This is a genomic window from Agromyces molybdatiresistens (assembly GCF_052748445.2).
In genome coordinates, this window is record NZ_CM188258.1 from 762,750 (window position 1) to 787,580 (window position 24,831).

A 24,831-nucleotide genomic window follows, 5' to 3' on the forward strand; every position below is an offset into this window, starting at 1 on the left:
ACATGGATGCCGCGTTCCCCGCCCTGACCGAGATGCCCGCGCCGCAGTTCGTGATGTCGGGGGAGGGGCGCCGGATCGCGACGTACTCGTGGGGCGAGGAGGACGCGCCGACCGTCCTGTGCGTGCACGGCTTCGCGTCGAGCTGTCGCGACAACTGGGTGAGCACCGGATGGGTGCGCGACCTGCTGCGCGCCGGGTTCCGCGTGCTCGGGGTCGACCAGCGCGGGCACGGGGCGAGCGACACGCCGCACGAGGCATCCGCCTACGGCATGGACGCGTTCGTCGACGACCTCGTCACCGTCCTCGACACCTACCTCGTCGACACCGTGCGCTACGCGGGCTACTCGCTCGGCGCCCGCGTCGGCTGGCAGGCGGCGGTGCAGGTCCCGCAGCGCATCGAGCGCGCGGTGCTCGGCGGCATCCCCGACGGCCGGCCGCTGGCGCGCATGCAGATCGCACAGGCGCGGGCCTACGCCGAGCACGGGACGCCGGTCGAGGACCCGGTCACGCGCAACTACGTCACTCTCGCCGAGCGGGTCGCCGGCAACGACCTGCTCGCACTCGTCGCGCTCGCCGAGGGCATGCGCCTCGGCGACGCCGATCCCGACCCGTCGAACCCGCCGCCGCAGCCGATCCTGTTCGCCACGGGCACGGAGGACGCCATCATCGAGCAGTCGCGAGCATTGGCCGCGGCGACGCCGGACGGGTCGTTCGCCGAGATCCCCGGCCGGCACCACTTCAACGCGCCCGGATCGCGGGAGTTCCGGACGACGGCGATCGAGTTCCTGTCGGCCGGATGAGCCGCGGCCGGCGCGCGGCCGCCGCGCCCGCCGCCCCGCGTGCGGTCAGGCCGTCTCGAAGTACAGGTGCGCGTGCAGCCGGCAGCGCGGGTTGAAGGCCGCCCCGCACCCGGGGCACGCGTCGACCTCGAGGTAGGTCGCGATCGGCAGCTCGTCCCCGCAGGCACCGCACAGGATGGCGTGCTCGCCGCGCTCGGCGACGGGCCACTGCCGTGCGGGGTGCCCGGCCGCCTCCTCGTGGCACAGGTGGCACGGGTAGTACTCGCCGCAGCACGCGAAGCGGATCGCGACGATGTCGACCTCGGTGCGGTAGTGCACGCAGCGCGTCTCGTCGTCGACGACCGCGCCGAGCACTCGGGGTCGCGCGGCGGGTTCGTCGTGGGACATGCGTTCCATCATCGCCGACGATCCGTCGAGACCAGCTCAGCCGCGGAACACCAGGATCGGCAGCAGCACGAACGCCGACCAGAAGGCCGCGGCCACGAGCACGGTACCGAGCAGCGCCACGAGCGCGAGCCCCCACGGCCGCACGCGCAGGGCGCCGACGGCGAGCGTCAGGGCGCCGACGCCGAGTTCGATCCACCACCACACCGGGCTGGTCGTGTCGGCGACGACCGTGAGCCCGTAGACCCCCTCGCCGACGAGCACCCCCGCAAGCACCGACGTGCCGAGGGCGAGCCGCATGCCGCGGCCCCGCAGCGCGTGGGCCGCCCACCCGATGACCGGGCCGGCGAGCATGCCGACGATCGCCCAGGTCGTGGGGTCGAACGCGAAGCCGCGCCATCCGGATGCGACCGCGTAGCCGAGCGTCAGCGCGACGAAGCCCGCGGCCCCCGCGATCACCGCCTCCGGGGTGCTTCGCGCGAGGAGCAGCACCAGGATCGCGGTCGGGATCGTCCACCCGCCGGCGGAGTTCGCGAGCGACGCGGTCTCGGGCGGGAGCAGCAGCTGACCCCACGAGGTGAGCGCGCCGAGCGCGAACGCGACGGCGACGACGAACAGGATGCGCCGGGCGGCGGCGAACCACGGATGGCGCGGTGCACGGAGGACGACCGGGACCGGGCCGACCGGGACCGGGCCGACCGGGCCGGGGCCGACCGGGACCGGCGCAGCGGCCGGCGCCGACGTTCCCGCGCCCGGACCTGCCGGCACCGCCGCTCCCGCCCCGGGCGCCGCAGCGCGGGGCGCCGCAGGAGGACCAGCCCGTCGTGCCATGCACCGCACGCTAGACGCGATCGGTCCGCCCCGCGTCATCCGCTCGGCTGACTCGCAGGAGGTCGTGACCGCACCGTGACCGAGCCCTGATCGCGCGGCCGGGCGCACCGGGCTGCCGGCGCACCGGACGGACGCCCGCCCGCGCAGGGCCATTCGCAGCAGATCCGCAGGTGCGCCGGAGGTGCGTGCGCCTACCGTCGGAGCATGGGCGAGGGTTCCGGCCGGAGGGGGAGCGCGCGCACCGCGCCGCCGCGGTGGAGCCCGCTCCGACGGCCGCACGACCCGCCTCCGGCGTGGACCCGCGCGCTCGCCGATGGCGACGACGCGGGGCTCTTCGGTCCCGGCAGCGCCGTGTGGGCCGTCAACGGCGCCCTGCCGACACTCGTCGCCGGCATCCGCGCACTCCTCCTGCAGACCCTCCACCCGGGGGCGATGGCCGGCGTCCACGACCACTCGCGCTACCGGGACGATCCGCTCGGCCGGCTCGACGGCACGGTCCGGTGGGTCGCGACGACCACGTTCGGCGACCGGCGCGCCGCGGCCGCCGCCTGCGCGTCGGTCTCGCGCCTGCACGAGCGGGTGACCGGGACCTATGTCGACGCGCTCGGCGCGGTGCGCCCCTACGCGGCCAACGACGAGGACCTGCTGCGGTGGGTGCACGACGCGTTCACCCAGGCCTTCATCGGCGCGCACGAGCGATGGGGCGGCCCGATCCCGGGTGGGCCGGACGCGTACGTGCGCGAGTGGGCCGAGGTCGGCCGGCTCATGGGCGTGCGCGAACCGCCGACGACCCTCGCCGGACTCCGCGCCGAGCTCGACGGCTTCCTCGCCGACGCCCGGCCGGACGAGCGCGTCGCCGCAGCCGTCCGCTTCCTCCGGCGGCCGGGACTGCCGGGCGTCGTCGGCGCGATCTACCCCATCCTCTTCGGCGGCGCCGTCGCGTCGCTCGAGGCGCGCGAGCGCGCGCTGCTCGGCCTCCGGCGGCCGTGGTGGCCCGCCGTCACGCTCACGCGCGCGGTGCTCGCGATCGGCGTCCGACGATTCGGGCGGATGTCGCCGAGCGAGCAGAACGCGAGAGCGCGCCTCGCCAGGCTCGCGGGCGAGTCCGAGCCGGCGTCGCGCACGTAGCCGCTGCTCAGGGGCTCCGGTCGTGCCGGGATCCGTCATGACGCGGTCGATCCGAGACCTCAGGGTCAGCACTGTTGCCGGCCGGGGCGCGGGTCGCTAGGTTCGGCCATGCACGGCAGCATCATGCGTTCCAGCCTGGTCGAGGAGGCCTGCGATGCTCTCCACTCACAACGTGCCCGCCATTCAGGCGCCCGATCGCCGCCTCCTGCGCGCGTTCGCGTTCGACCCGATGAGTTCGCGGTTGAGCGGCCAGTTCCTCACGGTCGACATCCCGTTCGAGACCGGGCTCAGACCGGGCCCCGACGGCGAGCTCGTGCAGGTCGTCGACTACGACGCGACCAGGCGGCGCTGGTACCAGCCGGTCGACCTCGACGACCCGCCCGTGCTCGCCCAGGACGGCCTGCGGCCGTCGGAGAGCGATCCGCGGTCGCACCAGCAGATCGTCTACGCGATCACGATGAGCGTCATCGAGCGCTTCCAGCGGTTCACGGGCCGCCGCTTCCGGTGGCGCGGCGACGACCGGCTGCGCCTCGTCCCGCACGCCTTCTACGGCCGGAACGCCTACTTCGACCCCGAGCGGCGCGCGGTCCTCTTCGGCTACTACCGCGCGGACGACACGGACACGCAGGCGAGCCTGCCGCACCAGCTGATGTTCACGTGCCTGTCGGTCGACATCATCGCCCACGAGATCACCCACGCGATCGTGCACCGGATGCGTCCGCTCTTCACGATCGCGACGAACTCCGACGTCTTCGCCTTCCACGAGGCGTTCGCCGACCTCGTCGCGCTCTTCCACCACTTCCTCTTCACCGACATCGTCGAGGACTTCGTGGCCGCCTCGCGCAGCGAGCTGTCGGATGCCACGGCGCTCCTCTCGCTCGCGGACGAGTTCGGCCGGTCGACCGGGCGCGGCGGTCCGCTGCGATCGGCGGTCGGCTCGGCGCCCGACCCGGCGGACTTCCACGCGGCGCGCGAGCCGCATCGGCGGGGCGCCATCTTCGTCGCCGCCGTCTTCGACGCCTACCTCGCCACCTACCGGGCGCAGATCGCCGACCTCAGGCGCCTCGCGACCGGCGGCTCCGGCGTGCTCGGCGACGGCGAGCTCTCGCCGGACCTCGTCCGGCGCATCGCCTCGGAGGCGACGAAGAACGCCGACCGGATCCTCGGCATGGTGGTCCGCGGATTCGACTACCTGCCCGCGGTCGACGTCACGTTCGGCGACGTCGTGCGCGCCGTGATCACGGCCGACCGCGACCTGTTCCCCGACGACCGGATCCACCTGCGCGGCCACCTCGTCGAGGCGTTGCGCCGTCGCGGCATCTTCCCGCCCGGGGTGGTCTCGCTCGCCGACCAGGCGCTCCTCTGGCGACGGCCCGCGACGACGTTGAGCCTCACGGCCGGTGACGCGCCCGTCGACCTGGGGCAGCTGATCCTCGACTCGACGATCAAGCTCGACCCTGCGGCATCCTCGGTCACCGCCGCCGGGAACGCGGCTCGCGAGCGCTCGAAGGCGGTGTACGCGCAGACCGTGGCCTGGGCGAAGGCGCACGCCGTCGAGCTCGGGCTCGACCCCGACGCGGGCCGCATCCGAGTGCTCGGCATGCACGTCGGGTTCCAGAGCGGCGCCGACGGGCAACCGCACCCGAGGATCTTCATCCAGGTCGTCCAGCGGCGGGAGGACCTCGAGTCCGGGCCGGACCGGGACACCCGAACGCGGCTCCACGCGGCCTGCACGGTCATCGCCAACGTCGACGGCCGGGTCGCCTGGCTGGTGCCGAAGCCGCTGCCGTTCACGCATCCCGCCGCGATCGCGAAGCTGCCGGAGCCGCTCAGGTCGCACGCGCGCGAGCAGCACGCGGCCGGCGTCGCGCGACTGGCGGACATCACCGAGTGGTTCGACGAGGTCGAGGACGGCGACCCGCTCGCCGCCTGGCTCGACGAGCCCGCGGTCGGACGGCTCACGTTCGCGAGCCTGCACGCACCGGAGGAGGGCTGACCATGTCCGAGGCGACCGTGACGATCCGCATGTACAACCCCGGCTTCGGCGACTGCTTCCTCGTGACCGTCGCCGATCGCGACGCGCGGTGGCGCATGCTCGTCGACTGCGGCGTGCACAGCCACGGCCGCGCCCGCATCGGCGACGTGCCGCGCTCCATCGGCGACGTCGTCGACGCCGTCATCGCGCAGCTGGCCGACGAGAGCGACGACGGGATGCCGCGACTCGACGTCGTCGCCGCGACCCATCGGCACTCCGACCACGTCTCGGGCTTCGCGAAGGACGCGTGGGAGGCGGTCGAGGTCGGCGAGGTCTGGGTGCCGTTCGTGGAGGACGAGGCGGATCCGGACGCGAAGGGGCTCCGCGACGGGCTGAGCGCGTCCGCGACCGCGCTGCAGGGCATGCTCGAGCGCGCGGCCGACGGCCGACCCGTCGAGTCGCTCGGCCGCTCGATGATGCTCGCGCTCGACTTCGCCGTGAACTCCGGCCCCAACCTCGCGGCCGCGACGCGGCTCGTCGACGGGGGGTTCAAGGGCGGCGGCGCGCAGCACCGGGTGAGGTACCTGCCGAGACGAGAGGCCGGCGAGAATCGCGTCGAGCTGCCCGTCGAGGGCGCGGTCGTGCACGTGCTCGGGCCGAGCCGCGACCCCGAGTTCCTCAAGCGGATGGACCCGCCGGCCGCGGTGCACTGGCTCGAGGAGGCGGCGCGGGAACTCGGCCGCGACGAGGACCACGACATCTTCGACCGCATGTACGAGGTGCCGCGCGACGAGGTCTCCGGCCGCATCCCGACCCAGCTGGTCCGCGCGCGCGACGCCATGCGGCTCGGACAGCTCGCCCTCGACGAGGAGGCGCTGCTGCGCGCGGCATCCGTCCTCGAACGCTCGGTGAACAACACGAGCCTGTTCTTCGTGCTCGACGTGCGCGGCACGCGGTTCGTCTTCGTCGGGGACTCGCAGCAGGGCGCCTGGGAGCACGTGCTCGGCGACCCGGCGTCGAAGGCGCTCGTCACCGGTGCGGCGTTCTACAAGGTGGGGCACCACGGCTCGCACAACGCGACGCCGAAGCCGGTCGCGCGCGAGCTCGTGCACGCGGGCGGCGTCGCGATGGTGCCGGTGGGAACCGTGAAGGCCTGGCAGGACAGCATCCCGAAGTCCGAGATCCTCGCAGCACTGCACGAGAGCGGCGCGCACGTGATCCGTGCGGACGACCCGGCCGCCGCGGCGGACGACGGCGACGACGCCCTCGACCTCACGGTCGGACCCGACGGGCTCTGGAGCGAGGTCCGGTTCACCGTGCCCTGAACCGGCCGCCCCACCCGGCTCCGGCCCCGCGGCAGGGCCGCTCAGGTCGGGCGCAGCGTCGCCCAGTCCTCGTCGATCCAGGTCGCGTCGGCGGGGAGGGGCGGCCGGTAGTCCGTGGCCGACATCCGCTCGCGCACGCTCGCATGCACCCGAACGCCCGCCGGGATCGGCCGGCGTCTGGGCACGAGCAGGCTCCAGGCCGCACCGTTCCGGTGGGCCGCGCCCGCGGCGTACGCTCCCGAGAATCCGTCGAACGCCGCCGCGGTGCGGCGAGAGTCGACCCGGAGCCCGCGCGCCAGCGCGCCCTCGAGCACCCACTTGAGCGCGATGGTCGAGAGCTTCGGGTCGTCGGCGAACGTGCCGCCGACATCCGAGTGCACGCCGGCGAACCAGGCCTCCTCGAGCGTCTCCGGCGCCTTCGTGCGCACCTCGTACTCGCGGAACGGGCGCCGCCGCTCGTCGATCGCGACGGCGTGCCTGATGTGCAGCGCATTCGGCAGCTGCCTCGTGTACGGCCAGTCGGGCGCGACGCGCACCACGCCCAGCGCCTTCACCGTGTCCCAGAGCCCGAGGTACTCGACCGGGATGGTGCTGCGGCCGTCCACCTGCTGGGCGAACAGGCGCGAGAAGCGGTGGATCTCGTCCCAGGGGATCCGGCCCTCGCCGCCGCGGCGCGCGTACTTCGCGACCGCGTACTGCAGCTGGTTCTCCGAACCCGGCCGCATGAGCCCGACGAGCCGGAGCATCCCGACCAGCGCCCGGGCCGTGAACGCGCCGCGGCTGAACCCGAACACGAAGATCCGGTCGTCGGGGCGCCAGTTCTGCATGAGCCACGCGTACGCCTCGCCGAGGTTCTGGCGCATGCCGGCCCCGTAGACCAGACCGCCGAGGCGCGAGAGTCCGCGGGCGAGCGGCGTCCACGCGCCGGGCGAGGCGAAGGTGCCGACGCCCGGGTCGTAGTACGCGACCTGGAGCTGCTCGTCCGACAGGTCGAGCAGCTCGTAGACCCGCACGCAGTTCGAGTCGGCCTCGCCCCGCACCTGGCCGGCCGTCCCGTCCAGGCAGAGCACCAGATTCCGCGCCATGATCGCGTCCCCCCGGACGCCCGGCCCCCCGCCGAGCCCGCCCGATCGTCACGGTACTCCCCGCCGACGTCGCGGAGGAAGAGCCGTGCGGTTCCGGCCTCAGTCCGATCCGGGCGGGGCGGATGCCGCGTCCGCGCCGAGACCCCAGAACGCGCCCGACAGGCCGACCTGCTCGAAGTACGCGCGCGCCGCCGACGGCTCGCGTCGCACGTAGGGGGAGCCGAGGCGCCCGTCGTACCAGTGCGCGGCCAGCCGCCACAGCGTCGCGAGGTCGAAGACCGAACCGCGCACGTTCCCCGTGGCGGCCAGCCACGCCTCGACGCAGCGCTCGTCACAGAAGATCCGCTGGTGCGCGCAGGTGTGCACGACGTCGTCCCAGATGTGCGCCGTCGGCACGAGGAAGTGGGCGACCTGGTCACCGGCGGGCGGGCCGTCGGCGTCGACGACCCACGCATGCGCGGCGCCGCACGCCGGGCAGGTGGTCGCGACGAGCACCTCTCGGACGTCGGGCAGCAGGTTCGGGATCGCGAACGAGTCCCACGCGCAGCCGCCCCACCACAGCGTCCGTTCGCCCATGACCGAGAAACCGAGGTTGATGCTCGCGAACGGATGGGCCATCACGATGCGACCTGCGTCGTCGAGGACGACGTGCCGCTGCGCGGCGAGCGTCGCGAGTGCGCGGTCGACGCCCGAGGCATCCGTCGCCGCCGCTCGGACCAGCTCGTCGCGCGAGGGCGCCCGGCCATCGGCCGCGAAGCCCAGGTAGACCGCGAGGCGGACCCGCTCCGCGGCCGCGCCGTCGACGTCGTGCCCCTCGTCGTCGCCCCCGCGCGCCCCCATGCGTGCAGGGTACGCCGGGTGGTCGGCCGGGTGCGGCCCCCGAACGGGGTCGCGGGACCGATGGCCCGCTCACCGCGCGTGCGGCGCGCCTAGCATCGGGCGACGGCCGGGCCGCGTCGCGGGCCGTGGCGGAGGGGAGCGCAGCATGAAGATCGTCGTCGTCGGCGGTGTCGCGGGCGGAGCATCGGTCGCGGCACGCGCGCGCCGCCTCGACGAGTTCGCCGAGATCGTCGTGCTCGAGCGCGGCGACCACGTCTCGTTCGCCAACTGCGGGCTGCCGTACCACATCGGCGAGGTCATCGCCGATCGCAGTCGCCTGCTGCTGCAGACGCCCGAGAGCCTGCGCGAGTCGCTCGACATCGACGTGCGCGTGGGCTCCGAGGTCGTCGCGCTCGACCGCGCAGGCAAGGCGGTCACCGTGCGCGAGGCCGCGACGGGCCGGGAGTACGTCGAGTCGTACGACCGCCTCGCGCTCTGCCCGGGCGCCGACCCGCTCCGCCCACCGCTTCCCGGCATCGACCTGCCGGGCGTGCACGTGCTGCGGAACGTCACGGACATGGACGAGATCAAGGCGCGACTCGACGAGGCGCTCGCCGCCGCGGCATCCCGACCCGGTGCGGGCGCACCGGTGCACGCGGTCGTCATCGGGGCCGGCTACATCGGGGTCGAGATGGCCGAGAACCTGCAGCATCGAGGCGCGTCCGTGACCGTCGTCGAGCTCGCCGACCAGATCCTGCCGCCGCTCGACAAGGAGGTCTCGGTCCCGGTCGAGCAGCACCTCCGCAGCCGCGGCGTGGATCTCCTCCTCTCGACCGGCGCCGCCGCGTTCACGGAACGGCCCGGTGGGGGCGTCACGGTCGAGCTGACGAACAACCGGTTCGTCGACGCCGAGCTGGTCGTCCTGTCGGCCGGCGTCCGGCCGAACGTCGGCCTCGCGGCCGCAGCCGGCCTCGAGCTCGGCCCGCGCGGCGGCATCCGAGTCGACACGCACATGCGTACCTCGGACCCGTCGATCTGGGCCGCCGGCGACGCCGTCGAGACCCCGCACACCGTGCTGCCGGGCTCGTGGATCACGCCGCTCGCGGGGCCCGCCAACCGCCAGGCGCGCGTCGCCGCCGAGAACATGTGCGGGCGCGACACCGAGTACCGCTCGACGCAGGGCACGTCGATCGTGAAGGTGTTCGACATGGTCGCGGGCGGCACGGGCGCCACCGAGCGCCAGCTCGTCGCCGAGGGGATCGAGTACCGCACGGTCCACATCCACCCGTCCGGGCACGCAGGCTACTACCCGGGCACGGCGCAGATGCACGTCAAGCTGCTGTTCTCGCCCGGCGACGGCCGGATCCTCGGTGCGCAGGTCGCCGGGTTCGACGGGGTCGACAAGCGGCTCGACGTCCTCGCCACGGTGATCCGGCTCGGCGGCACGGTGCACGACCTCGAGGAGCTCGAACTCGCCTACGCGCCGCCGTTCGGCTCGGCGAAGGATCCCGTCAACATGGCCGGGTTCGTCGCGGGCAACGTGCTGCGGGGCGACCTCGTGCTCTGGTACGCGAACCAGTGGCCCGCGGCCATCGAGGGGACCAGGCTCGTCGACGTGCGCACGCCGGAGGAGTTCGGGATCTGGCACGTCCCCGGTGCCGAGAACGTGCCGCTCGCGACGCTGCGCGCGGCGAGCGAGACGTGGGACCGCTCGGTCCCCGTTCGCCTGTACTGCGCGGTCGGGTTCCGCAGCTACCTCGCCTACCGGCTGCTCGTGCAGCGCGGCTTCGCGGATGTCGCGACGCTCTCGGGCGGGTCGAACACCTTCCGCTTCCACCACGAGGTCGAGCCGGCGTCGAGTGCGGCGCCGCCGCCCGAGATCGCATACGCCGAGGCCGTCGACCTCATCGCCGCCGCGAAGGGGACCGGGCGGTCGGTCGACCTCGACTGCACCGGCCTCGCCTGCCCCGGCCCGATCATGCGGCTCTCGGCGACGATGGGCGACCTCGCCGCAGGCGACGAGGTCGTCGTCCGGGTCTCCGACCCGGGATTCGTGAGCGACGGCCCCGCGTGGGCGGCGAGCCACGGGCACGAGGTCCTGTCGATGACGCCGGACGGTCCGGGATTCGTCGCGGCGTTCCGCAAGGGCGGCGCCGCGCCATCCGGTGCCACCGCAGTGGTCGAGCGGAGGAACCAGACCTCGTTCGTGGTCTTCTCGGGCGACCTCGACAAGATGCTCGCCGCGTTCATCATCGCCAACGGCGCACTCGCGATGGGGCAGCGCGTGTCGATGTTCTTCACGTTCTGGGGCCTCAACGCGCTGCGACGAGAACACGCGCCGAAGCGCGACCACAGCGCGCTCGAGCGGATGATGGGCATGATGATGCCCTCCGGTCCCGATCGGCTGCCCCTCTCGCAGATGAACATGGCCGGCGCCGGCCCCGCCATGATCAAGCACGTCATGAAGGAGCACGAGGTGCAGTCGGTGCCCGAGCTGATGACGGCCGCCCGCGACGCCGGGGCGCGGCTCATCGCGTGCACCATGACGATGGACCTCCTCGGCATCGCCGACACCGACCTGCTCGACGACATCGAGTTCGGCGGCGTGGCGACGTTCCTCGGCGAGGCCGAGAAGTCGGGGACGACGCTGTTCATCTGAGCGCCCGCGCGCGCGACCCCCCGAACGGGGTCGCGGGGTGTTCCCTGGACTGCTCACGTGTTCGCGCCATCCGCCCCTAGCATTGGCGCATGAGTGCGCCCGCCACGGCACCGGACACCACGACGAGCGCCGCTCGCCGCAAGGTCCGGCTGCGCCGAGGGTCGAGCGACCGGTCGGCGGCCGCGCTCCTGCTCGTCGGCACGGTGCTCGCCATCCTGTGGGCGAACTCACCCTGGGGCGCGACGTACGAGGAGTTCTGGGACACCGAGCTCGAGGTCGCCCTCGGCGGATGGCAGCTGCACGCCACGCTGCACGACGTCGTGAACGACGGGCTGATGACGCTGTTCTTCTTCGTCGTCGGCCTCGAGGTCAAGCGCGAGTTCACGATCGGCGAGCTCACCGACCGGACGCGGGCCATCGTGCCCATCGTCGCCGCGATCGCGGGCCTCGTGATCCCCGCGCTCCTGTTCGTGGTGATCGCCCTCCCCACCGGAGAGGTCGGCGCCTGGGGCGTCGTGATCTCGACCGATACCGCGTTCCTGCTCGGCGCGCTCGCGATCATCGGGCCCCCCTTCCCGGCGCGGCTGCGCACGTTCCTCCTCACGCTCGCCGTGGTCGACGACGTCGGGGCGCTGCTCGCGATCGGCATCTTCTACAACACGGGGCTCGACCTCGTGCCCCTGGCGATCGCCGCCGTGCTCATGGTGGCGATCGCGCTCGTCCGCTACCTGCGGGCCGGCCGGGGGCTCGCCTACGCCGTCCTCGGCATCTCGCTGTGGATCGCGATCGCCCAGGCCGGCATCCACCCCACGCTCGCCGGCGTCGCCGTCGCCCTGCTCATCCCCGTGTTCCCACCACGCCGCGTCGACGTCGAGCGCACCGCCGAACTCACCCTCGCCTTCCGCGAGTCGCCCAGCGCCCAGTACGCCGCAGCGGTGAATCGCAGCCTCCGCGAATCGCTGTCGATCAACGACCGGCTGCAGGCCGAGTGGGGGCCGTACATCGCATTCCTCGTGCTGCCGATCTTCGCCCTCGCGAACGCCGGCGTGCACCTCGACGCCGAGACGCTCGGCGCCGCCTTCACGTCGCCGCTCACGTGGGCGATCATCGCGGGCCTCGTGGTCGGCAAGTTCGTCGGCATCACCGCGGCCACGGCGATCGTCCGCGCGACCGGCATCGGTCGCCTCGCACCCGGGCTCGGGATGCCGCGCATCGCCGGTGGCGCGGCGCTCTCCGGCATCGGCTTCACGATCTCGCTGTTCATCGTGGGACTCGCGATCGCCGACCCGGAGACGCAGGACCACGCCCGTGTCGGGGTGCTCACGGCGTCACTCGTCGGTTTCGGACTGGGCTGGGTGATCTTCGCCGTGGCCGATCGCCTGAGCCCGCCGCAGGCGGTCGGGAAGGTGCTCGCGCGACCCTTCGACCCCGCCCGCGACCATTACCGCGGCCGGCCCGACGCGCCCCACCAGATCGTCGAGTACGGCGACTTCGAGTGCCCGTTCTGCAGTCGGGCGACGGGATCGATCGACCAGGTGATCCGGCGATTCGGCGACGACGTGTGCTGGGTGTGGCGTCACCTGCCGCTCGAGGGCGTGCACCCGCACGCCAAGCTCGCCGCGCAGGCGTACGAGGCGGCGGCGCTGCAGGGCCGGTTCCTCGAGATGTCCCGCATGCTCTTCGAGCATCAGGACGCGCTCGAGACCGACGACCTGTGCCGGTACGCGCTGGAGATCGGCCTCGACGTGCCGCGGTTCCTCGAGGACCTGCAGTCGCCCGCCGTCGTGCGACGCGTCGAGGACGACCAGATCGATGCCGAGCTCATGGACCTGCACTCGACGCCGACCTTCTTCGTCAACGGCCGCCGGCACATCGGACCGTGGGATTCGCGCAGCCTCATCCGGTCGCTCGAGGCGTCGACTCCGCCGGAGGAGCCGGCGGAGGAGCCGGCGGCGCGCTGACGCGGCGGCCGCCGGCGCCTGCGGGGCTCACGGGGCGTCGGTGCGGTGGGCTGCGACCCCGACGACGACGAGCGCCGTCCCGATCGCCGCATACACGAGCATCGCGACGAGATCGCCCCAGCCGGAGCCGACGCCGAGCCCGGCGAGCAGCAGGCCGTGGCCGGGGCCGGTGGGCACGAGATCCGCGGTCTCCGCGATCGCGGCGGGCACGGTCGAGGAGACTCCCGCGGCCAGGCCGATCACGGCGGCGATGGCGGCGGCGGTGCGCCCCGGCCCGCCGAACCCGGCGGCGAGTCCGTGGTTCACCAGGGCGAACACCGTTCCGATGAGCACGGCCGCTGCGGCGAACCCCACGCGCGGGGCGATGCCCGCGTCGAGCGCGGGCTGCAGCGCGAGGCCGATCAGCAGTCCCTGGGCGGCGCCGAGCGCCGCACCGGGCCAGATCGCGCGCGCCGCGATCGCCGCGGTCGAGGTCGACGTGAACAGCCGTCGCTGCGGCACCGCCCGACGCGCGAGCGCGAGCACGATCGCGCCGACCCAGAGTGCGAACGTCGCGAACAGCGGGACCGACTGGCTTCCGCTCGGGGGAACCTCGATGTCGGTGAGCGCAGGCTGCGCGACGACCGAGGAGAGGGTGGTGATGTCGGAGTCCGAATACGTCGGGATCTGCTCGACGGCCTGTGCGAGCCCGTCGGAGAGTTGCGCGGCACCCGACGACGTCTGGTCCGCGCCCGAGGCCACCTCCTGCGCGCCGACGTTCGCCTGCTCGCCGCCGGCCGCACTCTCCGCGGCACCGGCGGCCACCTCGTCCGCGCCCGCCGACGACGCATCGGCGCCGGCGACGAGACCGGGCATCCCGGCTGCGAGCTGCGCGTTCCCCGCCGCGACCTGATCGGCACCGGAGGCCAGGGCGTCGACGTCGCCGTCGACGGCGCGCACACGCGCGAGCACGCTCCGCCCGCGCTCGCACACGGGCCCGGGCCGAGCAGCGCAGAGATCGTCGACGACCCCGGCGACCTCGGCGGTCGCGCCGTCGAGCGCAGCGGCGATCGCGTCGAGCGCCGCGGCGACCTGGGCCGACCCCGCCGCGAGCTGCGCGGTGTCGGACGGCAGCGCCTGGACGGAGGCGTCGAGTCGCGCCAGCCCCGCGGCGAGCGACGCGGCGCCGGCGTCGAGCGAGTCCAGTCCGCTCGCGAGCGAGGCCGTGCCTGCGGCGAGCGACTCCGCGCCGCTCGCCAGCGACGACGCGCCGGACGCGAGCTCGGCGGCGCCGTCGGCCGCCTGCCCGATCTGGTCGTTGATCGCGTTGAAGCCCTCGTAGACGTTCCCGAGGTAGCGCTCGGTGAGCTGGGCGTTGAACGTCGCGACTGCGGCCTGCGTGATGACCTCCGTGAGCGCGGGGTCCAGGTAGGCGGACGCGGGCGTCGTCCGGACGCGGAGCGTCGCGTGGACGGCATCCGCTGCCGGCCCCGAGATCGAGGTCGCGTCGGCGGAGAAGGACGGCGGGATGGTGATCACGGCCGCGTACCGCCCGTCGCGGAGGCCGGTCGCCGCGTCGTCGTCGTTCGTCAGGATCCACGTGAAGTTCGTGCCGGTCGGCGCGGGCGTCGCCGTCGCGTCCGGACCGGGGTCGTCGGGGGCGCCCTCGCCGGCGGTTCCGCCGATCAGGCCGGCGGCGAACTCGCGGCCGAGCGGCACCGTCTGCCCGTTCAGCTGCACCGGCTCGTCGTCGTTGACCACGGCCGCGGTGACCCGCTCGAAGTCGCTCACGGGTGCCGCGAGGCCCCACGCGAGCAGCCCGGCGATCGCGAGCGGCAGCAGCAGCACGCCGACGATGCCGAGCACGCCGAGCGGTTCGGCGCCCCGGGACGATGAGAACGCGTGGTCGGTCACCTCGTCGCCTCCGTCATCACCGTCGGCACGTCGGGGTGATCGGATGCCGCGGGCTCGAGCACGGTGCGGGCGATCCCGGTCGGCAGCACCGCGTCCGACGCCGCCGCGACCTCGCACGAGACGAGCAGCGTCAGCGGGTGGCCCGTCCGTCGCTCCGCTCCGCGCGCGGCTCCCGTGAGCACCTCGCGGAGCTCGTCGCGCGCGATCCCGTCGGCGAGGCGGTCGATCCCGTCGATCGCGAGCAGTGCGGGGCCGTCGGCCGCCGCCTCCGCCACGGCGGCGGCGGGGTCGGCGACGCGCGTGATCTCGACCACGGCACTCCGCGCGCGCACGCCGGCCGCGCGCACGGGCAGGACGAGGCCGAGGCACTTCAGCCGTCCGTCGACGACCGGGCGGCGGCCCGTCAGCGCGAGCAGCACCGCGCGGCGCTCCCGGGGGGTGGCCCCGACCACGATGAGCGCGTCACCGGCCCGGACGCGCACGCCGATGCCCACCAGGCGCGGCTCGCGCCGAACGGCGACGCCCTCGCCCACGATCGCGTGCGCGTCTCCCGGTTCGGGCCAGTCCGCCAGCTCGTCCTCGCGCGCGAGCCCTTCGCCCTCGACGTCGAAGCGGGGGAGCGAGCGGTCGAGCCCTGCCGGGAACCACCACGCGTGCCGCCCGAACCAGGCGAGCACCGCGGGCGTCAGCGTCATCCGCACGATGAAGGCATCGATCGCGACCCCCGTCGCGAGCCCGAACGCGATCGGCTGCATCGCCGCCTCTCCGTTGAGGATGAACCCGCCGAACACGGTAAACATGATGATCGCCGCGGCGGTGACGACGCGCGCCGACGCGTGGAAGCCGCGCTCGATCGCCGGTCGGGGCTCGGCGCCCTTCAGGTGCTCCTCGCGCATGCGGCTGACGAGGAACACCTCGTAGTCCATGGCGAGCCCGAAGAGCACGCCCATGACGATGATCGGCATGAAGCTCGTCACCGCGCCCACCGACTCGACGTTCAGCGGGCCGGCGAGGAATCCGTCGACGAAGACGAGGCTCGTCAGCCCGAAGGCCGCGCCGATCGAGAGCACGTAGCCGAGTGCCGCCGTCACCGGCACGACGATCGAGCGGAAGACCATGGCGAGGAGGACGAGCGAGAGCCCCACGACGAGCAACCCGAACGGCAGCAGCGCGCCGCCGAGCCGCTCCGAGATGTCGATACCGAGCGCCGTGTACCCGGTCACCGAGAGGTCGACCGCGTAGTCCTCGAGGAACGCGTCGTGCATGGCCCGCAGGCGGTGCACGAGATCCTCGGTCTGCTCGGAGTCGGGCGCCCCGTCGGGGATCACCTGGATCACCGCGGTGTCGCCCGTCTCGTTGGGCGTCGCGAGCGGCACCGCCGCGACCCCATGCACGTCGGCGACCTCGGCCGCGATGTCGTCGACGAGGGTGACCGGGTCCGTGCTCTGGATGACCGACCCGGTGAGGATGAGCGGCCCGTTCGCGCCCGCACCGAAGTGCTCGGCGACGAGGTCGTAGGTCACCCGGCCGGGCGCGCCCTCGGGCAGCGAGCCCGAGTCGGGCAGGGCGAGGCGCAGGTTCGCCGCCGGGACCGCCGCGAGTGCGAGCAGTGCGGTGACGAGCACCACCGTCACCGCCGGCCATCGGATGGCGCCGCGCACCCAGTGTCCGAAGAAGCCGCCCGGTCTGGCGTCGGGTGCTGGCTCGTCGGACGCCTCGGCGACGGGCGCGTCGTCGTCGGTCTCGGCGACGGGCGCAGGGTCCGGTTCGCGCGCGGACGCGGCGTCCGCCTCCTCGGCGCCGTCCCCCTCCCCGGGGTCCTCCGCCGGCGGCTCGTGCCCCGGCCGGAACCGCTTCGGCACGACGTGCCACCCCGCGAACGACAGCAGCGCCGGCGTGAGCGTCAGCGCGACGAGCGCGGCGGTCGCGACGGCGAGCGCCGCCGAGAGGCCGGTGATCGTGAGGAACGGGATCCGCGCCACCGCGAGTCCGAGGAGCGCGATGATCACGGTCGTCGCCGCGAACATGACGGCGGAGCCCGCGGTCGCGACCGCGCGGGGGGCCGACTCGTCGGGCGGCATCCCGCGTTTCACCTGGTCCTGGTGGCGCGAGACGATGAAGAGCGAATAGTCGACGCCGACCGCGAGGCCGAGCATGACCGCGAGCAGGGGAGCGGTCGAGGTGATCGTGAGCCAGCGCGTCGCCGCGAGCACGACGGCGACCGCTGCGCCCACCCCGACCAGCGCGGTCGTGATCGGCATGCCGGCCGCGACGAGCGAACCGAAGGTGACGATGAGCACGACGAGCGCGATGAGGATGCTCGTCAGTTCGCTGATGCCGATCCCCGGGTTCACCTGCGAGTAGAGCGCGCCGCCGACCGCGACCTGCGAGCCGTCGGGGAGGTTCCCCTCGAGCGTCGCGCCCTCGGCCTGCAGGGCGTCGGACGTGGATGGCAGCACGTCGACCGTGCCGACCGTGAGCTGGATCGTCACGAGGACCGCGGACGAGTCCGAGGCGATGTCGGCCGACGACCCGCTGTCGTAGGGCGAGCTGACGCCCGAGACCTGCGGGATCGCCTCGAGCGCCGTGATCGCGTCTCCGACCGCCGACTCGAACGCGTCGTCCGTGACGTCGCCGCCCTGCGGGGCGACCGCGATGAGCTGCGCCGAGGTCCCGGAGAACTGCGGGAACGTCCGGCCGAGGGCATCCAGCGCGTCCTGCGACTCGGTCCCCGGGAAGGCGTAGGTGTTGTTCGTGCCGGTGCCGACGAGCCCCGCGATCGTGAACAGCAGGGCGAGGACGCCGACCCAGACGAGCACCACGATGATCCGGGCGTGGTACGCCCAGCGCCCGAGCGCGTGCAGTGCCGAGGACACGTCTCACACTCCCCCCGAAGCGGAGTCGATGAACCCTCAACATATGGCCCGGGTGCCGCGTGCCGCAATGATCCGGCGCGGAGACGGCATGACGAGAGGCGGATGCCACGCGGCATCCGCCTCTCGTCGTTCGTCAGGGGCGGCCGGACCTCACACGCTCAGGTCGACGTCCTTCGTCTCCTTCACGAGGGAGACGCCGATCAGCGAGATGACCGCGGCGATCGCGATGTAGAGGCCGATCGTCCACGACTGGCCCGTCTCGCCCAGCAGGGCCGCGGCGATCATCGGGGCGAATGCGCCGCCGAGGATGGCACCCAGCGCGTAGCCGATCGAGACGCCCGAGTAGCGCACCTTCGCCGGGAACATCTCGGCGTAGAGCGCCGCCTGCGGGCCGTACGAGAGGCCGAGTCCGAACGTCATCAGGAACAGCGCCGTGAAGTACCAGACGATGTTCCCGGTGTCGATCAGGAACCACATCGGGATCGCCCACAGCGCGAGGAACACGTAGCCGATCTGGAACGTGCGGATCCGTCCGAGGCGATCGGAGAGGCGCCCGCCCCAGAGCGTGAAGACGAGCCAGCCGAAGGACGCGAACGTCGTGGCGAGCAGCACGGTCGGCCGGTCCATGCCGAGCGCGGTCACCGCGTAGGTCGCGAAGTACGCGATGAGCAGGTAGCCGGCGGCGTTGTTGGCGATGAAGATGACCGCGGTGAGGACGACGTTCTTCGTGTTCGTGCGGAACAGTTCCTTGAGGGGGGCGGAGGACTCCTGCTTGCGCTCCTGGAGCTCCTTGAAGACGGGGCTCTCCTCGACCGCGCGGCGAATCACGTATCCCACCACGATCAGCACGATCGAGAGCATGAACGGAATGCGCCAGCCCCACTCCATGAACGCCTCGGGCGACATCGAGGAGGTGATGATCCAGAGCGTGAAGGTCGCGAGGATCATGCCGACGGGCACGCCGATCTGCGGGAAGGCGCCGAAGAAGCCGCGCTTGCCCTTCGGGGCGTGCTCGACCGACATGAGCGCTGCGCCGCCCCACTCGCCGCCCGCCGAGAAGCCCTGCAGGATGCGGAGCAGGATCAGCAGGATCGGCGCGACGATGCCGATGGCGGCATACGTCGGCAGGAAGCCGATGAGCGAGGTCGACAGGCCCATGAGGATGAGCGTGAAGACGAGCATCTTCTTGCGCCCGAGCTTGTCGCCGAGCCGGCCGGCGACGACCGCGCCGAGGGGGCGGAACAGGAACGAGATGCCGATCGTCGCGAAGGCGAGCACCTGCGCGAGCGTGGGATTCGCCTCCGCGAGCGGGGCGAGGAAGAGCGGCGCGAGCACGAGGCCGGCCGCCTGGGCGTAGATGAAGAAGTCGTACCACTCGATCGACGTGCCCACGAGGGTTCCGGCGAGGACCTTGCGCTCCTCGCGGGTCATCCTCCCGGTACGCGTGGCTTCCTGGACGGTTGAGGTCATGCGAACTCCGTTGTTCTGTGCAGGGATGGAACGGGGGTCCGGCGCGGGGGTGGTGCGCCGTTGCGGGGTTTCCCGACCGATCGTTCGGTTGGAAAACCGAACATAGCGTACACCGGCCGTCCAGCGGTAGCCCCCGTGCGACGAGCGGCGGCGCAGACGCGACGAACGGCTGCCCCGCCCAGTGCGTCGGCGTGGATTCGCAGGATGAGCGCGCCGATGAAGTCCGTGGTGCGTCCAAAGCGCGTCTCGTCCTGCGAACTGCGGTCGCGGCCGCGGCCGCGGTGGCGGTCGCAGTCGCGCGCATAGGGTGTCGGCATGCCCACGCCCGACTTCGTCCTCGAACTCCGCCGTCACGTCGGGACCGCGCCGCTCCCGCTCGTCGGCGTGACGGCGGTGATCGTCCGCGACGGCCGTGTGCTGCTCGGCCGTCGATCGGACACCGGCGCGCTCACGCCGATCACGGGCATCGTCGATCCCGGCGAGGAGCCCGCCGTCGCCGCGGCACGCGAGGCGTTCGAGGAGTCGGGAGTGCGCATCCGCGTGGAGCGGCTCGCGTGGGTGCACCAGGTGCCGCGCGTCGTCTACGGCAACGGCGACCAGGCCGACTACCTCGATCTCACGTTCCGCTGCACCTGGCTCGAGGGCGAGCCGTACGCCGCCGACGGCGAGATGACGGACCTCGGATGGCACGCCCCCGACGACCTCGGCGAGGTGCACGAGGAGCACCGCCGTCGCATCGAGTCCGCCCTCGCCGCGGGCGACGGGCCGGCGCGATTCGAGGTCGACTGAGCGTCGCCCCGGCCCCGGCCCCGGCCCCGGCCCCGGCCCGGCCCCGGCCCCGGCCCCGGCCCGGCCCCGGCACCGCGCTCCGGCCCGGCTGCGGCCCCCGGCCTCGGGTTCGGGTGGGGCGTGGCCTCGGCCCGGCGCGCTCAGCCCTCGAACGCCAGCAACGCGGCGCCGACGAGCGGTGCGTCGTCGCCGAGTTCCGCCGGCACCACGCTGACCTCGCGCGCGGCCGGAAGCACCGCGGTGCGGTGCGCGGCGGCCTCGACGAGCGGGAGGTAGTCGTCGGCGACGCGGGAGAAGCCGCCGCCGACGGCCACGGTCGTGACGTCGAGGAGCGCGCCGAAGGACGCGATCGCATGCCCCACGGCGTCCGCCGACCGGTGCACGGCCTGCACGGCGACCGGGTTCCCCGCGCGGTAGTCCGCGGCGAGCGCGAGCCCGTCGGCGCCCTCCCAGCCGTGGGCGTTGGCCCAGCGCACCGTCGCCGGGCCCGACGCGACCGCCTCGACGGTCGCCGCGACCGGGTCCTCGGGCGACGGGCGGCGCACCCAGGACTGGCCGACATGGCCCGCGTTGCCCGTGTCGCCGCGCACGACGCGACCATCGAGAACGATCCCTCCGCCGATGCCGGTCGAGACGACCATGGCGATGCCGTTCCGCACGCCGCGGAGGGCCCCGAACCGGACCTCGGCGAGCGCGATGCACGTGCCGTCGAGTGCGACCCGGACCGGGGCGCCGTCCGCGAAGCGCTCGACGGCGGGCACGAGCGGGAGGTCCCGGATGCCGGGCATGTTGAGCGGGGACACGTGCGTGCCGTCGCCGAGGAGCGGCCCGGCCGTGCCGACGCCGATGCCGACGAGTCGGTGCATCGGCCCCGCGGCATCCGTCGCGCGCTCGCAGACCGAGGCGATCGCGAGCGTGAACGTCTCGGGCGTCTGACCCGCCCCCGTCGGCGCACGATGGCGGCTGCCGGGGACGATCCGCCCCTCGGAGTCGACGAGCGCAGCATCGACCTTGGTGCCGCCGATGTCGACGGCGAGGGCGACGGCGGACACGGGCGACGTGGCAGGCATGCATCGATCATGCCGTGGAACGCGGCGCCCGCGCACTCAGCGCAGGTCGAGGCGCAGGAGCACGCGGGGGAAGCCGTTCAGGACGCTCGTCGTGTCGGCGGTCTTCACGAATCCGGCGCGCTCGAACGCGGCGCGCGTGCCGACGTACGCCATCGTGAGGTCGACCCGATCGCCGCGGTTGTCGACCGGGTAGGCCTCGACCATCGGCGCACCGTGCTCGCGCGCGAACTCGACCGCGCCCACGATGAGGTGATGCGAGATGCCCTGCCCGCGGTGCCCGGGGCGAACGCGGACGCACCAGAGCGACCACACGTCGAGGTCGTCGACGTGCGGGATGCGCCGGTTCGTCGCGAAGCTCGTGCCGGCACGCGGGTGGATGGCCGCCCAGCCGACGGGCTCGTCGCCGTCGTAGGCGATCACGCCGGGCGCCGGGTCCTCGGCGCAGAGCTCGCGGACCCGCTCGCCGCGAGCCGACCCCGTGAGCGCCCGGTTCTCCTTCGACGAGGTCAGCCGGTAGCTCAGGCACCAGCACACGTTCGCGTCGGGCCGCTTCGGCCCGACGACGGCGGCGACGTCGTCGAAGACGGATGCCGCGCGCACCTCGATCCCCATGGCCGCATCCTGCCACCGGCCGCCGACACCGCGCCTCGGTCGACGCGCGCCACCCGAGCCCGGCCCGGGTGACCGACCGTCAGTCGAGCGAGACCGGATCGGCCCAGCGCAGCACGCGCATCGCGCGCAGCGTGTTCCACGGGCTCGGCTCGCCCTCGGGCGCGTCGAGCTCGTACCGGTGCCGTCCCGGCCACGGCGAGCCGGCGGGCCAGCGCCCGTCCTCGGCGCGTTGCTCGAGCACGAGGTCGAGGGCCGGTCGCAGGCGGGCGTCGGCGTGGCCGCCGGCCTCGCGGAAGTGGTCGAGCGCGCGAAGGACGTCGTAGAACCAGTAGGTCGGGAACGTGAAGTTCGTGTACCGCGGCTTCACGAGCTCGCCGGTCGACCTGCGCCGGAAGAGGCTGCGCTCGAGCAGGTACTCCTCGCCGCCGTGCCGGGCCGCCGTCACCGCGGCATCCGTCGACCCGGTCGCCTGCTCGTACGCCAGGAGCCCCTCGATGACGCACAGCGTCGAGTCGAAGGACGACCGCTGCGACTCGTCGGCCGGCTCGCAGTTCCAGCCGCCATCGGGGAGGACCTCGTCGAGCAGTCGCGCGACGATGCGGTCGCTGCCCTCGCCGAGCACGCCGAAGTAGGCGGCGTTCGCGAGCACGCCGCCGTTGACGCACTCCTCGACCTCGCCGCTGAAGTAGGGGAGGTCGTCGAACTCCGCCCAGACGACCCCGGTCACGACGCGGTCGACGGCGGTGCGCACGGGTGGGGCATCGGGCGGCGCACCGAGGTTCCGCAGGATCTGCAGGGTCCACATCACCGAGTTCCGCTCGCGGTCGGGCCCGTACACGTGCCCGCCCCAGTAGCCGTCGTCGGCCTGCCCGGCGAGGAGTCGCGCACCCCACCCCTCGGTGGCGACGCGCGCGCGTTCGGACGCGACGAGGTCGTCGGGCGCATCCTGCAGGTCGTGCATGGCCTGCCAGCGGATGGCCGGATCGGCGTCGAGCAGCCAGGAGATGACGTCATCGTGCATGGGGGCCATGCTCGACCATGCCGCCGACACCGGGCAAGGGCGACGGGCGGATCACACGTCCGCGACCTCCGGCGGCCAGGCCACCTCGAACCGCTCGAACATCACGTCGAGGTCCTCGCGCCACTCGACGCCGATGCCGGGGCACACGCGCTGCCAGTAGCGGCGGTGGTTGTCGATCCACGATGCGAGCGTGCGGTCGTCCTCGCCCTCGTCGTACGCGAATGCGGCGTCGACGCTCGAGAACGGTCCGATCCGGAGCTCGGTGCTCCGGAGGATCGCGCGCGGCCGGCCGGCCGAGTCGCATGCGATCCAGTGGCTGCCGACACGGGGGAGCGGCTCCCTCTCGGACCGGAACTCGGCGACGAGCGTCGCGGTCGCCCGCTTCGTGCCGTCGAGCACGAGTCCGAGGAGCTCATCGGTCAGCGCGGGGTGATCGCCGAACACCTCGACGCTCGGCGGTTCGGGGTCGAGCGCACGATCGGGCCGGGCGGCGCGGTACTCCGCCCAGAGCGTCATGGCTGCCGCGTCGTCGACGGGGGCGTTCCCGGCGCTCATGCCCGCCTCGCCAGGAGGCTGCCGGTCCATCCGTGACCGGTCGGCACGTAGCCCGCCGGGAACGCCCCCGTGCGCGCGAAGTCGGCCCACGCGGCGCGGAGCGCGGCGCCCGCCGCGACGAGCGTGCGTGCGCCGTCGGGCGCGACCAGCGGCGCGCCGTCCCAGGCGTCGGTCGCCGGGAAGAGCAGCGCGACCTCGATCGCGTGCGCCGAGCCGATGCGGCTGCCGTCGGGGTGCCCGTCGAACTCGGCGACCCGCACCTCGCCTCCGCCGTCGGCGACGACGCGCGCGAACCGGCGCATGCCCGACCGGTACACGGCGTTCGTCGTGCGGGCCACGATGAGCCGTCGCAGCAACGGACCGACGACCGGCCGCGCGGCGAGCGCCGCGAGCTTCGGGTCGACCTCGAAGAAGAACGCCGTCTCGTCGCGGTTCCAGGTGAGGAGCACGTCGAGGCCCGCGGCGTGCTCGCGCCACGCCGCCTCGATGCGATCCTCGGGCGGCAGGGGCGCCGCACCGGCGCGCGGCCCGAACGGCATCGCCGAGCGCAGGCCGGACCCCGCGGCCGCGGCCTTGGCACGCGCCTGGGCCTCGAACAGCTCGTCGAGCGACGCCTCCGGGTCGAGCGGGCCCGCGGCCTCCGCCATCCGCCGCTGCATCTCGGCGCGTCCGGTGCGGATGCCGAAGGGCGCGCTCTGCAGGACGACCCGGCGGAACAGCCCGCGGGCCTCGTCGGCGGCGATCAGGTGCGCGAGCGCGTCCCCGCCCGAGGACTGGCCGACGGCCGTGATGCGCTCGGGGTCGCCGCCGAACGCGGAGATGTGCTCGCCGACCCAGCGGAACGCGGCGATCAGGTCGAGCAGCCCGAGGTTCGCGGGGTGCGCGTCGTCCGTGGGGTAGCCGAGGAGGCCGACGCGCGAGGTCACGGCGACGACGATGACGCGCTGCTCGCGGACGATCGCCGCGGGGTCGTAGCCGGCGAGGTCGCCGGCTCCCGACACGTGGGATCCGCCGTGCACCCAGACGAGCACCGGCATCGGCTCGTCGGGCGCGTCGTCCGGCAGCGTGATCGAGAGCCGGAGGCAGTCCTCGTCGAACTCGACGCCGCGGAGCGGCCGCCCGAGCAGCTCGTCGCTGGGGCTCAGGGGCTGCGGGCACGCGAGGCGCCGGGTCCGGAGCGCGGATGCCTCGTCCGGCCGGATTCCTGCGGCGACGGGTGCCTCGAACCGGCCCGCCGTCGCGTACCGGATGTTGCGCACCCGGACCACGCCGTCGCCCCGCAGCGCGGGGAACTCGCCGAGCGGGGTCGAGAACCCGATCGGCTCGCCGACGGGCGCCGCGCCGGCCTGAGGCAGCTGCTCGGCGGCCTCGGCCTCGTCGGCCTGGACGTTCGGGCCGGCCCCGGCCGGATCGGTCCCAGCGGGGTCGGGCCGGGTCTCCGGGTCGGTCGGCGGGTTCGGGTCGGTCCGGGAGTCCGGGTCGGTCTGCGTCATGGGGTCGACTCCAGTGCGTCCCGCGCGGACCGTCCGCGCGGGGTGCGTTCGCCAGCGTAGCCCGCACCCGAACGGGGGACGTGGC

General features: G+C 73.7%; 19 protein-coding genes. 7 read left to right on the top strand and 12 right to left on the bottom strand.

Annotation, left to right across the window (positions count from 1 at the left end; translation table 11 throughout):
• Positions 1-2 precede the first annotated feature (2 nt).
• Complete coding sequence (locus tag ACULK2_RS03430) at positions 3-800, top strand: alpha/beta fold hydrolase (protein ID WP_445968969.1); 798 nt, start codon at positions 3-5, stop codon at positions 798-800.
• A 45-nt stretch (positions 801-845) separates the two neighbouring features.
• Here the strand turns inward: ACULK2_RS03430 and ACULK2_RS03435 are convergent, their stop codons facing one another.
• Positions 846-1,187, bottom strand: coding sequence for a CHY zinc finger protein (locus tag ACULK2_RS03435; RefSeq protein ID WP_445968968.1), 342 nt, complete (start codon positions 1,185-1,187; stop codon positions 846-848).
• A 36-nt stretch (positions 1,188-1,223) separates the two neighbouring features.
• The gene (locus tag ACULK2_RS03440; RefSeq protein WP_445968967.1) at positions 1,224-2,015 is read right to left on the bottom strand and encodes a DUF6518 family protein; all 792 of its coding nucleotides are present in this window, start codon (positions 2,013-2,015) and stop codon (positions 1,224-1,226) included.
• A gap of 204 nt (positions 2,016-2,219) precedes the next feature.
• Here ACULK2_RS03440 and ACULK2_RS03445 point away from each other — a divergent pair, with 204 nt between their 5' ends.
• The 3 genes from ACULK2_RS03445 (at position 2,220) to ACULK2_RS03455 (ending at position 6,443) form a co-directional block, all read left to right on the top strand.
• Entirely contained in the window at positions 2,220-3,143 is a 924-nt protein-coding gene (locus ACULK2_RS03445) for an oxygenase MpaB family protein (RefSeq protein WP_445968966.1), read from the top strand.
• A 154-nt stretch (positions 3,144-3,297) separates the two neighbouring features.
• Positions 3,298-5,139, top strand: coding sequence for a gluzincin family metallopeptidase (locus tag ACULK2_RS03450; protein ID WP_445968965.1), 1,842 nt, complete (start codon positions 3,298-3,300; stop codon positions 5,137-5,139).
• 2 nt (positions 5,140-5,141) lie between these two features.
• Positions 5,142-6,443 (top strand): hypothetical protein, encoded by a 1,302-nt coding sequence (locus tag ACULK2_RS03455; RefSeq protein WP_445968964.1) that lies wholly within the window; start codon positions 5,142-5,144, stop codon positions 6,441-6,443.
• Positions 6,444-6,484: 41 nt separating this feature from the next.
• On the opposite strand, the gene ACULK2_RS03460 is transcribed toward ACULK2_RS03455, so the two are convergent.
• Both ACULK2_RS03460 and merB read right to left on the bottom strand, forming a co-directional pair.
• Complete coding sequence (locus ACULK2_RS03460; protein WP_445968963.1) at positions 6,485-7,528, bottom strand: T6SS phospholipase effector Tle1-like catalytic domain-containing protein; 1,044 nt, start codon at positions 7,526-7,528, stop codon at positions 6,485-6,487.
• A 99-nt stretch (positions 7,529-7,627) separates the two neighbouring features.
• Positions 7,628-8,368, bottom strand: coding sequence for an organomercurial lyase (gene merB / locus ACULK2_RS03465; protein WP_445968962.1), 741 nt, complete (start codon positions 8,366-8,368; stop codon positions 7,628-7,630).
• 145 nt (positions 8,369-8,513) lie between these two features.
• On the opposite strand from merB, the gene ACULK2_RS03470 reads away from it, so the two are divergent.
• Entirely contained in the window at positions 8,514-11,006 is a 2,493-nt protein-coding gene (locus ACULK2_RS03470) for an FAD-dependent oxidoreductase (protein ID WP_445968961.1), read from the top strand.
• Between the two features lie 89 nt (positions 11,007-11,095).
• Positions 11,096-12,967: a Na+/H+ antiporter NhaA gene (nhaA, locus tag ACULK2_RS03475; RefSeq protein ID WP_445968960.1), complete on the top strand. Its 1,872-nt coding sequence runs from the start codon at positions 11,096-11,098 to the stop codon at positions 12,965-12,967.
• A gap of 27 nt (positions 12,968-12,994) precedes the next feature.
• Here nhaA and ACULK2_RS03480 read toward each other — a convergent pair whose 3' ends face one another.
• The 3 genes from ACULK2_RS03480 to ACULK2_RS03490 form a co-directional block, all read right to left on the bottom strand.
• A complete protein-coding gene (locus ACULK2_RS03480; protein ID WP_445968959.1) occupies positions 12,995-14,860 on the bottom strand; it encodes a YhgE/Pip domain-containing protein in 1,866 nt (621 codons plus the stop codon).
• Complete coding sequence (locus tag ACULK2_RS03485; protein WP_445968958.1) at positions 14,857-17,736, bottom strand: MMPL family transporter; 2,880 nt, start codon at positions 17,734-17,736, stop codon at positions 14,857-14,859. The genes ACULK2_RS03480 and ACULK2_RS03485 overlap by 4 nt, the downstream gene beginning before the upstream one ends.
• 150 nt (positions 17,737-17,886) lie before the next feature.
• Complete coding sequence (locus ACULK2_RS03490) at positions 17,887-19,206, bottom strand: MFS transporter (protein WP_445968957.1); 1,320 nt, start codon at positions 19,204-19,206, stop codon at positions 17,887-17,889.
• A 315-nt stretch (positions 19,207-19,521) separates the two neighbouring features.
• Between ACULK2_RS03490 and ACULK2_RS03495 the strand changes: the two genes are divergently transcribed.
• Positions 19,522-19,995 carry an NUDIX hydrolase gene (locus ACULK2_RS03495; protein ID WP_445968956.1) on the top strand — a complete coding sequence of 158 codons (474 nt, stop codon included), beginning with the start codon at positions 19,522-19,524 and terminating at the stop codon, positions 19,993-19,995.
• 140 nt (positions 19,996-20,135) lie between these two features.
• On the opposite strand, the gene ACULK2_RS03500 is transcribed toward ACULK2_RS03495, so the two are convergent.
• From ACULK2_RS03500 to ACULK2_RS03520, 5 genes are all read right to left on the bottom strand, one after another.
• Positions 20,136-21,065 carry an ROK family protein gene (locus tag ACULK2_RS03500; protein ID WP_445968955.1) on the bottom strand — a complete coding sequence of 310 codons (930 nt, stop codon included), beginning with the start codon at positions 21,063-21,065 and terminating at the stop codon, positions 20,136-20,138.
• A 36-nt stretch (positions 21,066-21,101) separates the two neighbouring features.
• Positions 21,102-21,677, bottom strand: coding sequence for a GNAT family N-acetyltransferase (locus ACULK2_RS03505; protein WP_445968954.1), 576 nt, complete (start codon positions 21,675-21,677; stop codon positions 21,102-21,104).
• A 79-nt stretch (positions 21,678-21,756) separates the two neighbouring features.
• Positions 21,757-22,698 (bottom strand): hypothetical protein, encoded by a 942-nt coding sequence (locus tag ACULK2_RS03510; protein WP_445968953.1) that lies wholly within the window; start codon positions 22,696-22,698, stop codon positions 21,757-21,759.
• 51 nt (positions 22,699-22,749) lie between these two features.
• The gene (locus ACULK2_RS03515) at positions 22,750-23,253 is read right to left on the bottom strand and encodes an ASCH domain-containing protein (RefSeq protein WP_445968952.1); all 504 of its coding nucleotides are present in this window, start codon (positions 23,251-23,253) and stop codon (positions 22,750-22,752) included.
• Complete coding sequence (locus tag ACULK2_RS03520) at positions 23,250-24,746, bottom strand: carboxylesterase family protein (RefSeq protein ID WP_445968951.1); 1,497 nt, start codon at positions 24,744-24,746, stop codon at positions 23,250-23,252. The genes ACULK2_RS03515 and ACULK2_RS03520 overlap by 4 nt, the downstream gene beginning before the upstream one ends.
• Positions 24,747-24,831 lie beyond the last annotated feature (85 nt).